Origin of the sequence: Sphingomonas sp. YR710, from assembly GCF_900101455.1 — a bacterium.
GTDB lineage: Bacteria > Pseudomonadota > Alphaproteobacteria > Sphingomonadales > Sphingomonadaceae > Rhizorhabdus.
Window position 1 is genome coordinate 21,968 of record NZ_FMZJ01000008.1, and the last position, 20,398, is coordinate 42,365.

Consider the following 20,398-nt stretch of genomic DNA (forward strand, 5'->3'; position numbering starts at 1 on the left):
GACGGCCTGTTGACGGAGCGCAGGCCGGGTTGCGTCCATGAAAGGCCCAAAATTCGCGTCAAAAGCGACGATCGGCGAGCTTTTCGGGCAGTTTCCGATTGCCCCGCCCGAAAACGCCGAGCACAAGGGCGCCTTGCCGCGAACCAGGCGGCATACAGGTATCAAGAGACATCAGGAGTGAACATGAACACTGCCGACATCGCTGGCGTCGTCGCCGCGGAACAGGGCCTCGATAAGGCCGCCGCCAAGCGCGTGATCGACGCGACGCTGAAAGCCATCACCGACGCCGCTATCAAGGGTGAGGAAGTCTCGCTTCCGGGCTTTGGCAAGTTCAAGGTGCAGGATCGCCCGGCACGCGAAGGCCGCAACCCGGCAACGGGCGCGACGCTCACCATCGCGGCGTCACGCAAGGTTTCCTTCACGCCCGCAAAGGCGCTGAAGGATTCGCTTAACGGCTGATCCGACCGGCGGCGTCGCCGTCGTACCAGCGTGTAAATCGGGAAACGGGGTCGGCATTGCCGGCCCCGTTTTCCTTTGCGCTGTCGCGGGCGAGTGCCGAACCAACGAAAGTCAGACGGAAACCCTGGCCGTTGTGCGCGCAGGGATTGTGACGGGGATGCTGCTGGCGTTGATGACGCTTGCGCTGATCGTATCCTCGATCTCGATCGCCCGCGTACGGGCGCAATTCTGGTTTCACAACAGCCGGCGATCGATCTGAAGGTGAGCCTGAGATAGCGGCTGGAGGCGTGATGGGATCACGGAACATCATCGGCGGGAGCTGGTGGAGCTGAGGGGAATCGAACCCCTGACCTCTGCAGTGCGATTGCAGCGCTCTCCCATCTGAGCTACAGCCCCGCACCCGCCGGGCGCTTCCTCTAGCGGCAGCGGCGGCGCGATGCAACAGCGCAGGTGCCGCGCGCAGGATTTCGTCGTCGATGAGAAGGGCGGTTGGCGACCCTCATACGGCAGGCTGCAATCAAACGCGGACGGCCCACCGGCCGCGTGCTTCGGCGGAAGAGGGCGCGAGCGGAGAGGCGCGAGGCATCGAGGCGGCAGGCATTCTTTTTTACTGGAACTTTGGCGCGATCGGGCGTTTGATGCGGTGCACAACGGATCGGAAAATTTTCTGCGATGGCCGACGCAAACCCGCACAAACGCGCCGCGACCGGCATGCCGCTGCCCGACCAGGTGGCACTGGTGCTTCAGGGGGGCGGAGCACTCGGCGCTTTCCAGGTTGGTGTCTTCGAAGCGCTCGATGAAGCTCGTATCGAAATAGACTGGGTCGCCGGCATCTCGATCGGCGCCGTCAACGCCGCGATCATTGCCGGCAATCCGTGCGAGCGGCGGACCGAACGGCTGCATGCCTTCTGGAAGAAGGTGACCAGCGCGCTGCCGGCCTTCCCGTTCTGGAGCGGCGATTTCGGCCGCGAGGTGCTGCACGAGATGTCGGCGGCGACGGTGGCGATGGGCGGGGTCCCCGGCTTCTTCCGGCCGCGACTGCTATCGCCCTTCTTCGCGCCGGCGGGCAGCATCGATGCGATGAGCTTCTACGACAGCTCGCCGTTGATCGAGACGCTTGACGCGCTTGTCGACTGGGATCTGCTCAATGACGGGCCGATGCGGCTGTCGGTGGGGGCGGTCGAACTCGAAAGCGGCAATTTCCGCTATTTCGATAATCGCATCGATCGTATCGATGCGCGTCATATCATGGCCTCGGGCGCATTGCCGCCGGGGCTGCCGCCGATCGAGATCGAGGGGAAGTTGTGGTGGGATGGCGGCCTCGTCTCAAACACGCCGCTGGCCCATGTCGTCGACAATCAGGATGCCGACCTGCTGGTGTTCCAGGTCGATCTGTTCTCGGCATCGCAGGAACTGCCGCGCACGATCATGGACGTGGCCTCGCGTGAGAAGGAAATTCGTTTCTCGAGCCGCACACGCCAGATTTCGGATCAGCTCGTGCGCGTGCGCCGCGAGCATCAGGCTGTGCGCCGGCTGCTCGACAAGCTGCCACAGGATATGGCCAATGATCCGGACGTTATCGCGCTGGCGGCGATGACGCGCGAAAATTCGGTCAACGTCGTCCAGCTCATCTACCGTGCCAATGCCTGGGAGGGCGGATCGCGCGACTATGAATTTTCGACGCGGACGATGCAGGAGCATATCGAGGCGGGGCGGCGCGCCATCGCCGAGACCATGACCCACTCCGAACTGCTGGCCCGCAACATTTATGATGGCGAGACCGCCGCGTTTGACCTCACCGCACGCTGATGATTTGAATGGAGTATCTGCATGTTTCTCAAGGGTAAGACGGCGCTCATCACCGGTTCCACCTCCGGCATCGGCCTGGCTTATGCCAAGGCTCTGGCCGCCGAAGGCGCGTCGATCATGATCAATGGTTTCGGTGACGTTGCCGATATCGAGAAGGAGCGGGCCGCGCTGGAGGCGGCGAGCGGAGCGCCCGCTTTCTATTCGCCGGCCGACATGAGCGACGCGGATGCGATCGCGGCGATGGTCAAGGCCTGCAACGATCAGATGGGTGGGCCGGATATATTGATCAACAATGCCGGCATCCAGCATGTCGCACCGGTCGAGGATTTTCCGATCGACAAGTGGAACGCGATCATCGCTATCAACCTGACGTCGGCCTTCCTCACGATCCGGGCCTCCGTGCCGATCATGAAGGCAAAAAAATGGGGCCGGATCATCAACACCGCCTCGGCGCATTCGCTGACCGCCTCGCCGTTCAAATCGGCTTATGTCACGGCGAAGCATGGCCTGGCCGGGCTGGCCAAGACGGTCGCCCTCGAAACCGCGACATTCGGCATCACCGTTAACTGCATCAGCCCCGGCTATGTGTGGACGCCGCTCGTTGAAAAGCAGATCCCAGATACGATGAAGGCGCGCGGCATGACGCGCGAGCAGGTGATCAATGATGTCCTGCTGGCCGGTCAACCGACCAAGCAATTCGCGACCGCCGAGGAAATCGCCGCCATGGCCCTATTCCTATGTCGCGATGAGGCCGCGCAGATCACGGGCGCCAACATTTCGATCGACGGCGGTTGGACGGCGCAATGATCTGGACGCGGCGATGAGGCCGGCCATGTTCGCGCTCTATCTGGTGTGGGCGATCTGGGGCTTGTCCTGGGCGATCGCCGCGCTCTGGGCCGATCGCGCGATCGCGCGGCCGGCGGCGGCGCGCGAATGGCGTTATCGGCTGTTCACCGTTTCGGGCTTCTTGGCACTGCTATCTTTCGGCGCGTGGCCCCGGGGGGGCAGCATGGCCGGGATGCCCTCGGTGCTGTTCGCACCGCTCTGGCATCTGCCCGCGCCGATCGAATGGGCACTGGTCCTGCTGGCGCTGGCCGGCGCGGGCTTCGCCTGGTGGGGGCGGCTGCATCTGGGGCGGTTGTGGTCGGCGGCGTTAACTCGCAAACAGGATCACCGCGTGGTCGATAGCGGGCCCTATGCGATCGTGCGGCATCCCATTTATACGGGGCTAATCGCGGCCGCGGTTGCAACGCTCGGCATCCGTGGGAACCCTTTGTGCCTGACCGGGTTCGTGTTGTTCGTGATGGGTTATGTGCTCAAGGCCAGCGAAGAGGAGCGATTCCTGTCGGCCGAACTCGGCGAGCATGTCTATGCCCGATACCGCGCCGCCGTACCGATGCTGATTCCCTGTGTTCGCCGGTGATGCCGCCGCTTGCCAAGTGCTGTGGCTGCGCGCACCTTTCGGACCGAAAGGACTTGTGCTGGTGAAGGAAAGCGAATGGCGTTGCATCGTTTGAAACCCGCCATTCTATTCGCTGTCCTGTTGATCGCCGCGGGCTGTACGTCCATCGGCGACATGCATCGCGCGTCGGCGCGCGCACCGCGTGAAGCGCGCACCGACTGGCACGAGGTGGCGACCGCATCGGATCGCGACCGGCTCGCCCGCTGGCGTGTGGCCTGGATGACAGGGCTCGATAAGGCGGTTGCCGCCGGCAATGGCACGCTGGTAGCCGCCCAAGGCGCCCTGCTCAAGCCCGATGCCGCGCTCGAAGGCCCGCTCCCGCCGCCGGGCGATTATCAGTGCCGTACCTTCAAGATGGGCGCGCAATCAGCCGGACTGCGTGAATATATCGCCTATCCGCAATTTACATGCCGCATCAGCCGGGAAGGGGCGCTGCTGCGCTTTGCCAAGATCGATGGCGCGCAGCGGCCGGTGGGTATGATCTATACCGATGGGGGTTCCCGGATGATCTTCCTGGGCTCGTTGATGCTGGGCGATGAAATGCGGCCGCTGCCTTATGGGCGCGATGCGGAACGCGACATGGTCGGCATATTGGAGCGGGTGAGTGCCGCGCGTTGGCGCATCGCCTTCCCCTATCCGCGATGGGAATCGATAATCGACGTGATCGAACTGGTACCGAAAGGGGAATGATATTGCGTTTTCCACTGGTGGCGCTTGCCTTGGCGATCGCGGCGCCCGCGTCGGCCGATCCGCTGAACGATGCGATTGCCGCCGATATGCCGGGGTTAATGGCGACCTATCATGATCTGCACATTCATCCGGAACTGAGCTTCAGGGAGATCAGAAGTTCGGCGATCCTGGCGGAAGCGGCGAAGAAGGCTGGCTTCGAGGTTTCGACCGGCGTCGGCAAGACCGGGGTCGTCGCAGTGCTGCGCAACGGCCCCGGGCCGGTGCTGTTGCTGCGTGCCGATATGGACGCGCTCCCGGTCACCGAGCAGACCGGCCTGACCTTCGCCAGCACGGTGCCGGGCGTTATGCACGCATGCGGCCATGACACACACATGACGGCGTGGATCGGTGTCGCGCGCCGGATGGCCGCCATGAAAGATCAATGGTCCGGCACATTGGTCATGATTGGCCAGCCTGCCGAAGAGATCGGGCAGGGCGCGCGCGCGATGCTCAAGGATGGGCTGTACAGTCGCTTTCCCAAACCGACGGTTACCATTGCGTTTCACGATTCGGCGAGCCTGCCCGCGGGCACGATCGGCTATGTCGACGGCTATACGATGGCGAATGTCGATTCGGTCGATATACTCGTCAAGGGAATTGGTGGGCACGGTGCCTATCCCCATCTGACCAAAGATCCGATCGTGCTTGCGGCGCGGATCGTCACATCGCTGCAAACGCTGATTTCGCGGGAAATCGATCCGCTCGAATCGGGCGTTGTAACCGTCGGCAGCTTTCAGGCCGGCACGAAGCACAATATCATCCCGTCGGAAGCGAAGCTGCAGATCACGGTGCGGAGCTATACACCGGAGGTCCGCAAGCAACTTCTCGACGGCATCGCCCGGATCGCGAAGGGCGAGGCGATCGCGGCAGGCATGCCCGACGATGCGATGCCAATCGTCACGCTGCAGGATCAGTTTACGCCGGCGACGTTTAATACACACAAGCTGACCGCCGAGATGGCCGATCGGTTTGCCGCGCGCTTCGGCAAGGATCGGGTGCGGGCGGTTCGGGCGCAGATGGGCGGTGAGGATTTCAGCGAGTATCATCTGGCCGATCCCGCGAACGAGGCATTGCTCTTCTGGGTCGGCGGCGTACCGCAGGCGAAGTGGGATGCGGCGAAGGGTGACGTTACCAAATTGCCGTCGCTGCACAGCCCGTTCTGGGCTCCTGATGCGCCGAAGGTGATATCGACGGCGATCGAGGCGATGACCACGGCCGCGATCCATGTTTTGGCCAAGAACACACACTGAGCGGGGAAGATGGCGCGATGATGAAAGTGGCCGCGCTCGCCTGCTATCCGGTGAAGAGCCTGCGCGGGCATTCGCTTCAGCGCGCGACGATCGATCGGATCGGCATCGCCGGCGACAGGCGCTGGGCGGTGGTCAATCATGGCGGTCGCTTCCAGACGCAACGCGAACTTCCCGCGATGGCCACGATCGACGTACTGCGCCGTCCCGGCGGCATCACCCTCGTTCATTGCGAGCACGGCAGGTTCGATGTCCCGGTACCGGATGCTCGGGCGGAAGCGCGCGACATCACGGTATGGCGCGATCGGGTGCCGGTGCGGATGGCCTCGGCCGGGGCCGATACATTTGTGTCGGCGGTTCTCGGCAGGCCGCTGCGGCTGGCTTTCCTCGACAATCCCGAAGCGCGTCCGATCGATCCCGCCTTCGCCACGGGCGGTGAAGCCGTAAATCTGTCGGACGGCTTTCCGCTGCTGGTAACGACGCGGGAATCGCTCGATGATCTCAACCGCCGTCTCGCCAATCCTCTGCAAATGCGTCGATTCCGTCCCAATATCGTGATCGAGGGCGGGGAGGCGTGGGCCGAAGACCGCTGGCGCCGGCTGAGGATAGGCGATCTCGAGCTTCGCATCGTAAAGCCGTGCGCGCGCTGCTCAATCACCACGCTTGATCCGCTGACAGGCACGCGGCGGTACGGCGATGAACCGCTGACGACATTGCGGGGATTCCACCGCGCCGGAAATGGCGGGATCATCTTCGGGCAGAACGCAATCCCGGCAGATGTCGGCGAGATTGCCGTCGGTGATGCGGTGGAACTTTTGGAGGAAGGTCCGTCAAATCTCGGTTGACCACGAGATAGATCGAATTGAAAGCAAGCAGCGAGAGGCTAAGGCAACCAGCCGCCTATAGGCGTGATGCATCGCGGCAATGGATGCACGAATGAACGATGAAATGATGCTGGACGAATGGGACTGGGCCAAGATTGCCGGGGCGCTTGACGCATATGGCTGGGCGCGCCTGCCGGCGCTTCTGTCAGAAGAGCGATGCGACGAACTTGTTGATCTTTATCGTGACGAGACGCGGTTTCGCAAACAAGTCATAATGGGCCGGCATGCCTATGGGCGTGGCCAATATCGCTATTTCGCCTATCCGTTACCACCACTGGTGGTGCAACTGCGCGCTGGACTGTATCGACGGCTGCTACCGATTGCCAATTGCTGGAACGATCGAATGGGCATCGCGCAGATCTTCCCCGACGACCACGCTGCCTTCATCGATCGCTGCCACGCGTCCGGCCAGAGCCGCCCGACGCCGCTGCTGCTGAAATATGGACCGGACGATTATAATTGCCTGCATCAGGATCTGTACGGCGAGCACGTCTTTCCGCTGCAGGCGGCGATCCTGCTGTCCGCGCCGGGCGACGACTTCGAGGGTGGTGACTTCATCCTGACCGAACAGCGGCCGCGGATGCAGTCACGCGCCGAGGTCGTGCCCCTTGCAAAGGGTGATGCGGTGATCTTCGCCGTTCACAACCGGCCGGTTGCGGGAACGCGGGGAAGCTACCGTGTCAATATGCGGCACGGCGTAGGCACAGTGCGTTCAGGCCGGCGCTACACGATGGGGATCATCTTCCACGACGCGGCCTGAGCGGGCGTCGTCAACCGAGCGAGGTCGCAATGACCGCCGCCAACTGATCCACGCGATAGGGTTTAGAAATGATTGGCGAGTCTGCAAATCCGCTGTTGGCCGGGAGGCCGTCATAGCCTGTGGCGAAAACGAAGGGCTTGCCCTTCTGGCGCAATAACGCTGCGACCGGGAGGCTCAATTCGTCCTTAAGGTTTAGATCGAGCAAGGCGATATCGAATTCGGTATCGTCGGCACGGGCCAACGCTTCGGCCAGAGTTGTCGCAACGGCGGCCGTTGTGCAGCCGACCTCGTCGAGCATGTCCTCTGCCGTCATTGCGATGATCGAATCATCTTCAACGATCAAAACGCGCGTGCCGGCTGGCGGTTGGCTCATGGACATTTCCCCAATCTTTGGCCCCGGACAGGCAAGCGATGAATAAACGCTATTTTGCGCGGCGCAATCGCCAAGATGATGCAGCTACGGTCGTCTTTCGGCATTTTCGTGTTTATGCCGGAAAGGGTGTGTCGAGCGCATCATGTGCCCGGGCCTTCAGTTGTTCGACGATTTTCTTGACGTCCTGACTGGACCCGCGCGGCAGGATCATCACCGCATCGCGGGTTGCAACGACGATCAGGTCCCTGACGCCGGCCACCGTGACGACCGGGCCTTCGCTTCTGATCAGACAATGGCTGGTGTCGATCGCGACGACATCGCCATGAATGACATTGCCGTCATCATCGCCAAAGCCGAGCGCATGGAGCGCGTCCCAGCTGCCAACATCGGACCAGCCCATCTCGACCGGCACGACGGCGACCCGATCGTCTCGTTCCATGACGGCATTGTCGATGGATTCGGACGGGCATTCAGTGAAGCTCGATGCATCGGGCCGAATGATCTGACCGTCGCGGGCGGCACCGGCCATGGCAGCGTGAGCCGCTCGGGCGATTTCCGGCGCGTGCCGCTCGAGCGCGTTCAGATAGGCATCTGCCCGGAACAGGAAGATCCCGCCGTTCCAGCTATATCCGCCTTCGGCCAGATAGGATTCGGCACGCGCCTTGTCGGGCTTTTCCACGAATTTGGCGACGCGGTGTACGTCAGGCCGGATTTCCGCACCACGCTTGATATAGCCATAGCCGGTTTCGGGTAGGTCGGGCGTGATGCCAAACGTGACCAGCCAGCCATCTTTCAATACGGGAAGGGCGGCCGCGATCGCCGCGTGGAATGCCGCCACGTCGCGGATGACATGGTCACTCGGCATGATCAGCAACACCGCATCCGGCTTGGCCTCGATTGCCGCCAGTGCAATCGCCGCAGCCGTGTTACGTGCGACCGGTTCCAGGATGATCGCCGCGGCGTCATGGTTTTCGGCTGCAAGCTGGCTTGCGATATCGTCGGCATGCAGGGCGTTGGTGACGATGATGGGTTTGCCGAAGCGGCCGCTATCGACACAGCGGCCGGCAGTCATCTGCAGCATCGTCTGTTCGCCAGTCAGCGCGAGCAACTGCTTGGGCCGCTTCGATCGCGAAAGCGGCCAGAGTCGCGTGCCGGATCCGCCGGAAAGAATGACCGGTGTAATCAAGGTGGTGGAAATGGTGGGCTCCTTCGGTCAGAACAGTCTGGGGCTTATGGTTGCTAAATTGCCGAAAGACAATTTAGCTCCATAGGGCCACTAAGGGGTTGGGGACATCAGCGAGTGCGCGGACCGGCATGATCAGGATTTTCAAACATTATGTAGCTTACGGGGTTTTGCTCCTGTGTTTTGTCGATTTCGCGGTGCTCCTGTTCGTGGCCGAGGCTGGCTGGGTGTTGCGCGTGCATCAGATCGGCAGCTCGGTAGGTTCGATCTGGGGACGCGTGCCGCAGTTGCTGAGTTTTGCACTGGCGATTCAGGCGGCAATGATCGGGGTGGGGGTCTATTCGGTCGATGCCCTGCACACGTTGCGTTTCGCAGCGGCGCGCCTGCTCGTCGCGATTTCGCTGGGTGTGATCCTGATTTCGATGTTGTTCTTCATCTTGCCCGAACTGACATTGTGGCGATCCAATTCGGTCTATTCGATGATCATGGCAATCGTGCTGTTGATGGCTGTACGCATAATATTAGGTGGCGTCGTCGGCGGCGAGAAATTCAAGCGCAGGGTGGTGCTGCTTGGCGCCGGGCGCCGCGCGTCGCGCGTGATCGAACTTTCGAAGCGGCCGGGATCGGGCTTCATGATCGTCGAATGCATCGACATGCAGGATGTGCCGGCGCTGATCACGACCGCAACGCCGCGTGCGGACGTGCCCAATCTGCGCGATCTGGTAGTGGCGGCGCAGGCGAGCGAGGTCGTGCTGGCGCTTGATGAGCGCCGCAAATCGGTGCCGCTGGACGATCTGTTGCGCGTCAAGACCACCGGCGTCGCGGTGCATGACATTTCGAGTTTTCTCGAACGTGAGACGGGCCGTATCGATCTGGATAGCGTGCAGCCGTCTTGGCTGATCTTCTCCGACGGTTTTTCGTCCGGTCAGCGCATCTCGATGGTGATCAAGCGCACGTTCGACATCGTGGTGAGCGCGCTGCTGCTCATCATCGCGGGCCCGATCATACTGATAACAGCCCTCATCGTGAAGCTTGAAAGCCCTGGACCTGCCTTTTACCGCCAGATTCGCGTCGGGCGTTATGACGAGCCGTTCGAGATATTGAAGCTGCGTTCGATGCGTCAGGATGCGGAGGTTGGGGGTAAGGCGGTCTGGGCGCAAAAAGGGGATGCGCGCGTTACCCGTGTCGGCCGGATCATCCGCCTGATCCGCGTCGACGAACTGCCGCAGATGTGGACGGTGCTGAAAGGCGGAATGAGCTTTGTAGGCCCGCGCCCGGAGCGCCCGCAATTCGTTACGGAACTTGAGGAAAAGCTGCCCTTCTATGCCGAACGGCATATGATGAAGCCCGGCATCACCGGCTGGGCGCAGATTAATTATCCTTACGGGGCGAGCCTGGAGGATGCACGGCACAAGCTCGAATATGATCTTTATTATACCAAGAATTACAGTCTCTTTCTCGACATCCTGATCATCCTGCAGACCTTGCGCGTGCTGCTGTGGGCGGAAGGGGCTCGCTAGGCGGCCGATGATAGCGATCGCCACCGAATGGGGACATGCGCTGGCGGCCTTCCTGTTCGCTGCTCTGGTGGCGTGGCAGGCGACGTTGCCGCAGGGGAACTTCCGTCGCCTGATGCTCACATTGGCCTGCGCCGCCACCGCTTTGTGGTGTGGCGTGGCGGCGGTGGCGGGGCCGGCGAGCGTGGTGGCCGAGGTTGCGATGAATGTTGCCGATCTCGGATGGTTGGCTTTCATGCTGGCGCTGCAGGCACCCGGCCGGGAAGATCGTCGGCGGGCTCTGATCCTCGGCCTTTACGGCGTGCTCGCGCTGGTGCTGTTGACGGGTATAGCCCTGCAGATGCTGCCGGTTGTGTTCAGCGGCAGCCCGCGCATTCAGCAGGGCATTCTGCTCTCGAGCTTGACGCTGCGGCTGACGACGGCGACGGGCGCGCTCGTCCTCGTTCACAACCTCTTCACGGCAGCGTCTGCCGAAGCGCGCTGGGGAATCGGAACGCCAATGTTCGCCCTTGCGGTGATGTGGTCGTTCGATCTCAATCTGGCGGCGGTATCCTACCTGATGGATCAATGGCCCGTTGAACTGTTCGCCGTCAGGGGCTTCGTGCTGGCGCTGCTCGCGCCGCTGCTGGTGACGGTCAGCCGGTTCACCGATGTCGGCCCGGTTAGACCGTCGCGTTCGGCGCGATTCCAGACGCTGCCTTTGATCGCCGTCGGCGCCTATCTCGCCTTGATGGTGCTGCTTTCCAAGGTGCTCCATCTCACCGGCAATCTTTATCTGCTCGGCGATATCACGGTTGCGCTGGGATTTTCATCACTCGCATTGCTGCTCTTTCCATCCACAAGAATGCGAACACGGCTCAAACGAACGCTCGCGCGGCACCTGTTTCAGCATCGCTACGACTATCGTGTCGAATGGCGACGTTTCACCGATACCCTGGGCCGGCCGAGTGAAGGCGCCGTCCCGCTTACCGAACGAATGGTCCAGGCGATCGCTGACATTCCCGAATCGCCAGGGGGGCTATTGTTGTTGACGGCCGATGACGGCGGCCTCGATATATTCGCACGGCGCGGCTGGACAATGGCGGAGGCGCCGCCGCAGCGGGCTGGCAGCAAGGTGCTGGCGGACTACCTCCAGCAATCGGGCGACATCATCGAACTTGATCCGGTGCGGCTTGGCGAAGCGTCGATCCCGGCCGACACCGTTCCCGAATGGATGATGGCGGAGGAGCGGGCATGGGCGATCGTGCCGCTGCTCCACTTCGATCGGCTCGTCGGTGCGGTGCTCCTTGAACAGCCCGAGGTCAGCCGCCGGCTCGACTGGGAAGATCATGACCTGCTCCGTGTCGCAGGCCGGCAAGTAGCGAGCTACCTCGCCGAGGCGCGCGGCCAGGAGGCGCTGTCTGATGCGCGGCGCTTCGACGAATTCAACCGCCGCTTTGCCTTCATCATGCACGATATCAAGAATCTGGTCAGCCAACTGAGCTTGCTTGCCCGCAACGCTGAGCGGCATGCCGACAATCCCGCGTTTCGCGCGGACATGATCGCCACATTGCAGTCGTCGGTCGGCAAGATGAACGATTTGCTCGCGCGTCTGTCGCAGCATCATCGCAGCCGGCCTGAACAGCCGAAGAGGCACGCGCTGAGGCCGCTCGTCGAGCGGATTGTCTCGCAGAAGGCAGGCCATCACCCAGTCATGATAGAGGGCCGCAGCGATGTCACGGCGATGGTCGATCCGGGGCGGCTGGAACAGGCGCTTGGTCATCTGGTCCAGAATGCCATTGACGCCAGCGGGGCCGACAGCCCGGTCGAGGTCCGCATCGCGCAACGCGGGCGCGAGGCAACTATCGATATTGTCGATAAAGGCTGTGGTATGTCCGCCGAATTCGTCCGCTCGCGGCTTTTTCATGCTTTCTCCTCCACGAAGGAGGGAGGGTTCGGTATCGGTACGTTCGAGGCGCGATCTTTGGTCGCTGCGATGAATGGGCGGGTCGAGGTGAGCAGTTGCGAGGGCGAGGGCAGCCGTTTTTCTATCATCCTGCCGATCGCGCCAGCGCTCGGCCGCCCGACCATGCAGGCTGCCCAATGACGCATTCGATATCGAAGCCCCGATTGTTGATCGTTGAGGATGACGAAGGCCTGCAGCGACAGTTGCGTTGGGCTTATGAGGATTATGAGGTCATCTCCGCGACCGATCGGCCCAGCGCGCTCGCCGCGCTGCGCGCCTATGAGCCGGCGGTGGTGACGCTGGATCTGGGATTGCCGCCCGATCCTGACGGCACGACCGAGGGCTTTGCCACCCTTGAGCAGATATTGGCGCTCAAGCGCGACACCAAGGTTATTGTCGCTTCCGGCCATGGCGCGCGCGAGGGCGCGTTGCGGGCTGTCGCATCGGGCGCTTATGATTATTACCACAAGCCGGTGGACATTGACGAACTCGGGCTGATCGTCGCGCGTGCGTTCGAACTTCATGGGCTCGAACAGGAAAATGCCCGGCTTGCGATGCGCGGTGATCGGGAGTCGGTGCTCGGCGGGTTCATCACCGCCGATCCGGCAATGATGAAGGTGTGCCGCACGATCGAGCGGGTGGCAGACACCGATGTCTCGGTGATGCTGCTGGGTGCCAGTGGCACCGGCAAGGAGGTCTTGGCGCGCGGCCTTCACGGAGCGAGCCGGCGCGCGAATGGCAATTTCGTCGCGATCAACTGCGCGGCGATCCCCGAAAATCTGCTCGAATCCGAACTGTTCGGCTATGAACGCGGAGCCTTCACCGGCGCCATAAAGACGACCGAAGGCAAGATCGAACTGGCCGAGGGCGGAACCCTGTTCCTCGATGAGGTCGGGGATATTCCATTGTCGTTGCAGGTCAAGTTGCTGCGTTTTCTTCAGGAGCGGACGATCGAGCGGATCGGTGGCCGCAAGCCTATTGCCGTCGATACGCGGATCGTCTGCGCGACCCATCAGGATATCGACGTGATGGTTGCCGATGGCCGATTTCGCGAGGATCTTTATTATCGCCTCGCTGAACTCGTGGTTCGCATCCCGCCGCTCGCGCTTCGCCCCGGCGACGCCATATTGCTCGCGCGGCAATTGCTCAAACGTTATGCGCGCGAGATGAACTCGCGGGTGAAGGGCTTCTCGCCCGATGCGCTCGCCGCGATCGACGGCTGGAGCTGGCCCGGCAACGTTCGCGAACTCGAGAACAGGCTCAAGCGATCGGTGGTGATGGCGGAGGGCAAATTGGTGACCGCCGAGGATCTTGATCTGCTGCAGGACCAGGAGGATTGCGGTTTCCTCAACCTCAAGACCGCACGCGAACGCGCCGACCGGATCGCCATCACCCGTGCGATCGCCCGAGCGGATGGCAATATCTCGACCGCGGCCAAGTTGCTCGGTATCAGCCGGCCGACGCTATATGATCTGCTGAAGCAACACAGCATGGGCGGATAGCGCTTCGGCCGCGCTTGAAGCTTTCTGCCTTCCCCCCTATCGCCCGGTTATGACCGATCCCACCGATCCGCTCGCCCGTATTGCTGCCGCACTGGAACGTCTGGCGCCGCCAGCGCCGCCTGCCGCCGATACGATGGCACATCCCGCATATATCTGGCGCGACGGAGGGCTCGCGGCCGCGCGGGCGTTCACCCCGCTGCCGCTCGAATTGTTGTCGGGTGTCGATGCGCAAAAAGGTGCGCTCGTGGAAAATGCTCGCCGGCTCGCGACCGGTAGCGCCGCGCATGACGTGCTGCTGTGGGGGGCGCGTGGCGCGGGCAAGTCGGCGCTCGTCAAGGCGACGGTGGGCGCATTGCAGAATGATGGTCTCGCCATCGCGTTGATCGAAATCTCCGGCGACCGGATCGAGACATTGCCGCGGCTGTTCGCGCTGATCGCCGATCTGCCACGCGCTTTCATCCTGTTTCTCGACGATCTCGGGTTCGAGGATGCGGGGCATGGCGCACGGCTGCTGCGATCGATGCTGGAGGGCGGCGCCGAGGCGCGGCCGGCCAACGCCCGCCTCCATGTGACCGCCAACCGCCGCCACATCGTGTCGCGCGATCTGCGTGAGCAGGATAGCCCGATCAATCCGCGCGATGTGGTCGACGACAAGCTGGCACTGGCGGATCGCTTCGGCCTGTCGCTTGGCTTCCATGTCTGCGATCAGGACAGCTATGTCGCGATGGTCAGCGGTTATGCGCAGTCTTATGGCCTGTCCTTTGATCCGCTCGATGCGATCGCCTGGGCAACGCAGCGCGGCAGTCGATCGGGTCGGGTCGCCTGGCAATATGTCGTCGAACTGGCCGGGCGGGCCGGCAAGGCCATCTGATTGACGCTATGGCGGGAAAGAAGGGCGTGATGGACAGAGCAGAGGCTGATCATCGGCCCTGGGTGGACGGAGCGATTGCCCGCATCGCGGCGGATTATGCGCGCTCGGCCGATACCCATCTCGTCCCCGTAGCTATGCCCGCACTGCCGCATATCGCGCTCTATCTGAAGGACGAATCGACGCACCCCACCGGTAGCCTCAAGCATCGACTGGCCCGCTCGCTGTTCCTCTATGCCCTGTGCAACGGCTGGATCGGCGAGGGTATGACGATCGTCGAGGCATCGAGCGGTTCAACGGCGGTGTCCGAGGCCTATTTCGCGCGCATGCTCGGTCTGCCGTTCATCGCGGTCGTGCCCCGCAGCACGGCGGCGGAGAAGGTTGCCGCGATCGAATTTCAGGGCGGTCGCTGCCATTTCATCGATGTTCCGTCACAGGCCTATGGCGCGGCGGCAAAGCTCGCGGCCGATCTCGGCGGCCATTATATGGACCAGTTCACTTTCGCCGAACGTGCGACCGACTGGCGTGGCAACAATAATATCGCCGAATCGATTTTTACGCAGATGGCGCTGGAGCCGTCGCCGATCCCCGGTTGGATCGTCTGCGGTGCAGGTACTGGCGGCACCTCGGCGACGATCGGCCGATACATCCGCTATAATCGCTATCCGACGCGGGTTTGCGTGGCCGACCCCGAGGCATCGGTGTTTCACCGCCACTGGCATGATCGGTCGGTTGTCATGATAGATGGGCGGTCGTCGGTGATCGAGGGAATCGGGCGTCCGCGGGTCGAGCCGTCTTTCATCCCATCGGTTGTCGATCGCATGATCGCGGTGCCCGATGTCGCGAGCATCGCCGCCGCCCGCGTCGTCAGCCGTCGTCTCGGCCGCCGCTGTGGAGGATCGACTGGTACCAATATCTGGGCCTGCGCGATTCTGGCCAGCGAGATGGCTGCGGCCGGCGAGCAGGGTTCGATCGTCTCCATATTGTGCGACGACGGCAATCGTTACGCCTCAACCTATTTCGACGATGCGTGGCTCTCGGCCAACGGCTTCGATGTTGCGCCTTGCGAACGGCAGCTGGAGGCGTTCTTCGCCGAAGGGACTCTGACAGCGTAGCTGGGTCAAAAGCGGCGTTCCATGCGGAACGATGCCGTCCGAGGGCGGATCGGCGTCTGCTGATCGACCGAACGGAACGTGAATGGGTTGCCGAAGCTGAAACTGTCGCCACGCCCATTTGCCATGTTGGTGATTCCGATCGAGGCTTTCCATGTCCCGCGCGTCACGCTGAGGCCGCTGTCGACGACGATATAGTCGCCCATATGGAGCGCCACCGCCGGGTCGAAGCTGAGGCGGGCCTTGCCGACATATCGCATGTTGACGAACGCTCCGCCGATCATCGCACCGATCGGCGCCGTCGCCGAGAGCCGGATGTGGCCGGATATATCCGGTACGACCGGCAGATGACGATCATCATTGCCGCCTGGTATCGGGCCTGGCCCGTTCAACCGGCCATGCTGCAACGTCATGCCGCCTTCGACGGTGAAGGGCATCAGTACGACCTTCGTGCTGAATTCCGCGCCGAAACTGCGAGCGTTACCGGCGTTGATCGTCGTTACCAGCCCATCCGTTCCGATCACGTCGCTCTGAAGATCTTCCCATGACAACGCGAAGATCGTGCCATCGAGCGCGATTTTGCCATTGAGCAGCGTAGCCCGTCCGCCAAGTTCCAGGCTGCGCAGTTCGTCCGAGCGGAACGTGGGGCGCGATCCCGCCATGCCGGTGCTGTCGCCGTTCAATCCGCCGGGTCGGATCGCGCTGGCGTAGCGCAGCCAGAACAGGCGGTTGTCGGCCGGCCGCCAGGCGATGGTCGCGCTCGGGGTCACGCCGATCTTGGCCAGATGCTGCTGGCGGACGGGGCCGGCCTCGTTGGTTGCGACCGATCGAAAAACGCGTAGCCCGATCGTCAGATCGAAGCGATGGGGAAGGGACTGCGTCGCCTCGCCGAAGATCGCGGCCTCGAGCGATCGCTCGTCCTGATCGCGGACGACGACCGATGTTCCGGCGGCGGGTACGAACGCGCCGATATTGCTGTTGTCGGCAATGAGCACCGATCCACCGATCACCCAGGGATGGCGCGCGCGCGGATCGCTGACACGCAATTCCTGCGTCAGCAGGGTCAGCTGTCGATCCTCCTGATAGGCAAGCGGCGGCGTCAGATTGCGTGCGGCGGCGACGGCGCTGGCATCGAAACGGCTGTCGGCCTTGTGGCTGACGATTGCGCTGGCGGAAAGCACGTCGAGATCGGCGATTCGGCCATGGACCTCGATCCGGCCTGCCACGAAGTCATTGTCATGCGGTTCGGCCTGTGCAGTCGCGTGCGTCAGGCCGCTTGTCGCATATTGGCTGTCGCGGGCGTTGAGCCATTGTCCGACAAATGATCCATCCACCGTCCAGTCCGCCACGGGATGCCATCGCAGCGCCACGCGGCCGCCCGAGCGACTGACCCTGTTGATATTGCTGCGGCCGCGCTGGCTATCGTCGATCCAGCCCGGCATCAACTCGGTGTAACCCACGGCCCTCAGGCCCAGCCGACCCTCCACCAGCGGCGCGTTGATGACGGCGTCGAGGGCGCCGCCGGCCGCGCCCCCCATGACGGCGCTCGCTTCGATCGCGCCGCCGCCCGACCAGTGATCGAGGTCGGGCCGTGTCGTGACGAGCCGAACGATGCCGCCGAGCGATCCCGTGCCGTAGAGCGCGCCTTGCGGCCCCCGTAGCAATTCCACCCTATCTACGTCGACCAGACGCAAATCGGGATCGGGGGTCGCATAGCTGATCCGCGCGTCGTCGAGATAGAGGCCGACCGTGGATTGGGTGGGGCCGTTGAACGGGCTGTCTGCCACGCCGCGCAGAAATATCCGGTCGCGGCCCGCACCGAGATTTGTCGAAAAAGCGCCTTCGGTCTGGCTCAGCAGATCGCCGACGCTGTGGCTAGAACCTGGTGCGGCGATGGCACGGAGCGGCATGATGCTGATCGCGGCGGGAATATTGCTGAGCCGTTCGTCGCGCTTGGTGGCGGTGATGATGATATCGTCGGCGGCGGACAGCGATGGCGGTGCGGCTGCCGGAACTGTTGGAACTGGCGGGACCAGGCGGGGCACGATCCGCCACGTCATCCCGTCCACGCGGACGGCCCTCCAGCGGCTTGTCGCGAGAAGGTGATCGAGGGCGAGGCCTGGCTCAAGCAGTCCGTGCACTGCAGGCGCTCGATCGGTCGGCAGCTTGCCGCTTACCCCGATCGAAATACCCGTTTGCTGGGAAAGTGCGACGAGCGAGTCGCGCAGCGGCCCGGCCGGAACATCGATCGGGACGGGCGCGGCCTGCGCCGCGGCCGCATACGTCAATCTAGCGAGCAGCGCGGCCCACCAGGCGAATCCTGTTGCCCTCGCGACGCGTGTCGACCGGCAGAAGCCCTTGAATCTGGTCAACAAGCCGCGATCCGTCCCCGATCGTCAAGACACCCGAAAACCGCAGGTCCGCAATTGCCGGATCCACAGTCAATGTTTTCCCCGCATAGCGTGAGATGTCCGTGGCAACCAGAGCTAGCGCGGCCTGATCATAGATAAGGCGCCCATCCCGCCAGCTGCCGACATTGGCCGGATTGACGGTAGCGATCGCGGCTTCGGCGGATGGCCCCAGGATGTCGATCCTTCTACCGGCACGCAGCGGAGTGCCACGGCCATTGGCAGGCGCGACCGCCACTTCGCCTTCGGCCACTGCTACGGATACGCGCTGGCCCTGATGAACCATGTCGAATCGGGTGCCGACGTCACGCACCTCATAGCCCCCGGCCGTAACGGTCAGCGGATGGGAAGGATCATGACGGATGTCGAAATAGGCACCGCCGGCGGCAAGGTCGATGCGTCGCGTAGCGCTGTCACTCACCGAAAGGCGGCTGTTGCGGTCGATGCGGATCGTGCTGCCATCTTTCAGAGCAATAGTGCGTGTTTCGGTCGGGCCGGTATTGTAAGTCGCCATCATCTCGGCGGCGGGTGTCAGCATGGGCAGCAGCAGCATACCAGCCACCACGCCTGCGGTCAGCGTGCCTCCTGCTGCCCACCAGCCCTTGCGGGATCGGGGGACGCGCGCGTCTTCGACATCGTCGTTCGCGGGAAGCTGCGCTGATATTGCGGCGGCCGATGCGATGATCTCTGCGTCGATCAGGGCAATCCGTTCATAAGCGAGTCGGCATGCAGGGATATCGAGCCAGGCTGAAAAGGCCTGCCAATCGACGTCGTCACCACCGATGCGGGCATGCCATAAGGCTGCCTCGTCGTCGATCCGATCCTGTTCTGCCGGTCCCTTCATAGCTTCTCCACCCGGAGCTTCGCCGGGGCCCCTATTGCAGTCATGACGGCATGCGAGCCGCCGCGCCTCAGTCCGCCCGGCATCATTCTTTGAGCGCTGCTGTCAGGTGGCGGAGCGCCACCGCGATATGCTTTTCTACCGCACTCTTGGTGATCCCCAATTCAGCCGCCACCTGGGCATGGCTTAGCCCGTCGAGCTTGTGCCGGCGGAATACCCGACGGGCGCCGGCGGGCAAGGCTTCTATTGCCGCGGCCAATTGACGTGCTCGTTGCCGTGATTCAACGCCGGCAAAGGCCGAAGGGCGCTCATCGACCGCTTCGCCGCCCAGCCGCGTCACCGAGATGTCAGTCCAGTCATGCTCGCGGCGTTCGCGGCGCTGCCGCTCGCGCACGCGATCGATGACGATGTTAAGGCCCACACGGTATAGATAGGACAAGCTATCGGCGATCGGTCCGCTCTCCGCCTGCGAAATGCGCAGCCAGATTTCCTGGACGACATCCTCGGCCTCGGCCGGGTCGCCGGTGCGGCCCGTAAAGAAGCGCAGGAGTTGCGGACGGTGTGCGAGCAATGTGGCGGCAAGGCCTCCCGGTTGCTCTCCCTTAAATTCCGTTACAGCAACTCTCCGCGTTTCAGCCGCCGAGCTTGCCATTCACCGCTGCGAGCAATTTCTGCACCTCGCCCCGGCGACCGGCATCGGCCACTTCGCGACCTGGACGCGGCGGTGCTGCAAGCGCCGTCCGCAGCGTCTTTGCCGCTTCGGCATATTGCCCCTGATTGTAGAGAAAGTCGCCCCAGAAATAATTGGAGTCGATTCCTCGCGGATTCGCGCGCAGCCCGGCCGTCAGCTCCTCGCGGGCCTTGTCCTTGCTGCCGAAGCCGATGGGCCAACCCGGTACCTGATAATATAGTGCGCCCAGACTGGTATGGGCCGATCCGTCGAGCGCGTTGCCGTCGATTTTCTCGGCCTTCTCGAGTAGCCCGCGCGCCTCCTTGGCGAGCGAGAGCCCGCCCATCCCACCCTTCAAGCCAGCCAGGGTCGAAGTGACGATACCGTCCCATATCAAGGGCTCGGCCCGGTTCGGCATGGCCGAGACGGCAGCATCGGCCTGCGCCTTCAACCGCATCATTGCCGCGAGCTGGTCGGCCTCCGCCGTACGATATTTGATCTGGGCCCAGCCGCCCGCGATGCCCATCACCCGATCGACCACCGGATCGGCCAGAGCCGCGCCGGCGCCAGCGAGAAGCAGGGCGACGAAAGCGACCCGTTTAAGCAGTTTCATATGTTGAATCCTCTTG

General features: G+C 63.0%; 19 protein-coding genes and 1 tRNA gene. 13 read left to right on the forward strand and 7 right to left on the reverse strand.

Features of this window, described 5'->3' with window-relative positions; translation table 11 throughout:
- Nucleotides 1-9 precede the first annotated feature (9 nt).
- The gene (locus BLS13_RS21030) at nt 10-459 is read left to right on the forward strand and encodes an HU family DNA-binding protein (RefSeq protein ID WP_256325820.1); all 450 of its coding nucleotides are present in this window, start codon (nt 10-12) and stop codon (nt 457-459) included.
- A 320-nt stretch (nt 460-779) separates the two neighbouring features.
- Here BLS13_RS21030 and BLS13_RS10905 read toward each other — a convergent pair.
- Nucleotides 780-855: transfer RNA gene (locus BLS13_RS10905), tRNA-Ala, on the reverse strand.
- 276 nt (nt 856-1,131) lie between these two features.
- On the opposite strand from BLS13_RS10905, the gene BLS13_RS10910 reads away from it, so the two are divergent.
- From BLS13_RS10910 to BLS13_RS10940, 7 genes are all read left to right on the forward strand, one after another.
- Nucleotides 1,132-2,268, forward strand: a complete 1,137-nt coding sequence (locus BLS13_RS10910) for a patatin-like phospholipase family protein (protein ID WP_093452075.1) — start codon at nt 1,132-1,134, stop codon at nt 2,266-2,268.
- 21 nt (nt 2,269-2,289) lie between these two features.
- The gene (locus BLS13_RS10915; RefSeq protein ID WP_093452077.1) at nt 2,290-3,075 is read left to right on the forward strand and encodes a 3-hydroxybutyrate dehydrogenase; all 786 of its coding nucleotides are present in this window, start codon (nt 2,290-2,292) and stop codon (nt 3,073-3,075) included.
- A 25-nt stretch (nt 3,076-3,100) separates the two neighbouring features.
- Complete coding sequence (locus BLS13_RS10920; protein WP_176943542.1) at nt 3,101-3,691, forward strand: methyltransferase family protein; 591 nt, start codon at nt 3,101-3,103, stop codon at nt 3,689-3,691.
- Nucleotides 3,692-3,766: 75 nt separating this feature from the next.
- Nucleotides 3,767-4,420: a DUF4893 domain-containing protein gene (locus BLS13_RS10925; RefSeq protein ID WP_256325821.1), complete on the forward strand. Its 654-nt coding sequence runs from the start codon at nt 3,767-3,769 to the stop codon at nt 4,418-4,420.
- Complete coding sequence (locus tag BLS13_RS10930) at nt 4,417-5,709, forward strand: amidohydrolase (protein WP_093452079.1); 1,293 nt, start codon at nt 4,417-4,419, stop codon at nt 5,707-5,709. The genes BLS13_RS10925 and BLS13_RS10930 overlap by 4 nt, the downstream gene beginning before the upstream one ends.
- A gap of 17 nt (nt 5,710-5,726) precedes the next feature.
- A complete protein-coding gene (locus BLS13_RS10935; RefSeq protein WP_256325822.1) occupies nt 5,727-6,551 on the forward strand; it encodes an MOSC domain-containing protein in 825 nt (274 codons plus the stop codon).
- Between the two features lie 91 nt (nt 6,552-6,642).
- A complete protein-coding gene (locus BLS13_RS10940; protein ID WP_256325823.1) occupies nt 6,643-7,350 on the forward strand; it encodes a 2OG-Fe(II) oxygenase in 708 nt (235 codons plus the stop codon).
- A gap of 10 nt (nt 7,351-7,360) precedes the next feature.
- On the opposite strand, the gene BLS13_RS10945 is transcribed toward BLS13_RS10940, so the two are convergent.
- Nucleotides 7,361-7,723 carry a response regulator gene (locus BLS13_RS10945; RefSeq protein WP_093452082.1) on the reverse strand — a complete coding sequence of 121 codons (363 nt, stop codon included), beginning with the start codon at nt 7,721-7,723 and terminating at the stop codon, nt 7,361-7,363.
- 112 nt (nt 7,724-7,835) lie between these two features.
- Nucleotides 7,836-8,921 (reverse strand): mannose-1-phosphate guanylyltransferase/mannose-6-phosphate isomerase, encoded by a 1,086-nt coding sequence (locus BLS13_RS10950; RefSeq protein WP_093452084.1) that lies wholly within the window; start codon nt 8,919-8,921, stop codon nt 7,836-7,838.
- A gap of 116 nt (nt 8,922-9,037) precedes the next feature.
- On the opposite strand from BLS13_RS10950, the gene BLS13_RS10955 reads away from it, so the two are divergent.
- From BLS13_RS10955 to BLS13_RS10975, 5 genes are read left to right on the forward strand one after another with little or no spacing between them, the layout of a single operon-like run.
- Nucleotides 9,038-10,426, forward strand: coding sequence for a TIGR03013 family XrtA/PEP-CTERM system glycosyltransferase (locus BLS13_RS10955; protein WP_093452085.1), 1,389 nt, complete (start codon nt 9,038-9,040; stop codon nt 10,424-10,426).
- A gap of 7 nt (nt 10,427-10,433) precedes the next feature.
- Nucleotides 10,434-12,509 carry an XrtA/PEP-CTERM system histidine kinase PrsK gene (gene prsK / locus BLS13_RS10960; RefSeq protein ID WP_093452087.1) on the forward strand — a complete coding sequence of 692 codons (2,076 nt, stop codon included), beginning with the start codon at nt 10,434-10,436 and terminating at the stop codon, nt 12,507-12,509.
- Nucleotides 12,506-13,870, forward strand: coding sequence for a PEP-CTERM-box response regulator transcription factor (prsR, locus tag BLS13_RS10965; protein WP_093452088.1), 1,365 nt, complete (start codon nt 12,506-12,508; stop codon nt 13,868-13,870). Before prsK ends, prsR begins: the two co-directional genes overlap by 4 nt.
- Nucleotides 13,871-13,919: 49 nt before the next feature.
- Nucleotides 13,920-14,741, forward strand: coding sequence for an ATP-binding protein (locus BLS13_RS10970; protein ID WP_093452090.1), 822 nt, complete (start codon nt 13,920-13,922; stop codon nt 14,739-14,741).
- 29 nt (nt 14,742-14,770) lie between these two features.
- Nucleotides 14,771-15,853, forward strand: coding sequence for a PLP-dependent cysteine synthase family protein (locus tag BLS13_RS10975; protein WP_218123268.1), 1,083 nt, complete (start codon nt 14,771-14,773; stop codon nt 15,851-15,853).
- Nucleotides 15,854-15,858: 5 nt separating this feature from the next.
- On the opposite strand, the gene BLS13_RS10980 is transcribed toward BLS13_RS10975, so the two are convergent.
- The 4 genes from BLS13_RS10980 to BLS13_RS10995 all read right to left on the reverse strand — a co-directional run bounded on the left by BLS13_RS10980 (nt 15,859) and on the right by BLS13_RS10995 (nt 20,382).
- On the reverse strand, nt 15,859-18,138 hold the full coding sequence (locus tag BLS13_RS10980) for a TonB-dependent receptor (protein WP_256325824.1): 2,280 nt from the start codon (nt 18,136-18,138) through the stop codon (nt 15,859-15,861).
- Nucleotide 18,139: 1 nt separating this feature from the next.
- Nucleotides 18,140-19,102 (reverse strand): FecR family protein, encoded by a 963-nt coding sequence (locus tag BLS13_RS10985; protein WP_093452093.1) that lies wholly within the window; start codon nt 19,100-19,102, stop codon nt 18,140-18,142.
- 82 nt (nt 19,103-19,184) lie between these two features.
- Nucleotides 19,185-19,670 (reverse strand): RNA polymerase sigma factor, encoded by a 486-nt coding sequence (locus tag BLS13_RS10990; protein WP_256325825.1) that lies wholly within the window; start codon nt 19,668-19,670, stop codon nt 19,185-19,187.
- Between the two features lie 61 nt (nt 19,671-19,731).
- Nucleotides 19,732-20,382, reverse strand: coding sequence for a tetratricopeptide repeat protein (locus BLS13_RS10995; RefSeq protein ID WP_093452096.1), 651 nt, complete (start codon nt 20,380-20,382; stop codon nt 19,732-19,734).
- Between the last annotated feature and the right edge of the window lie 16 nt (nt 20,383-20,398).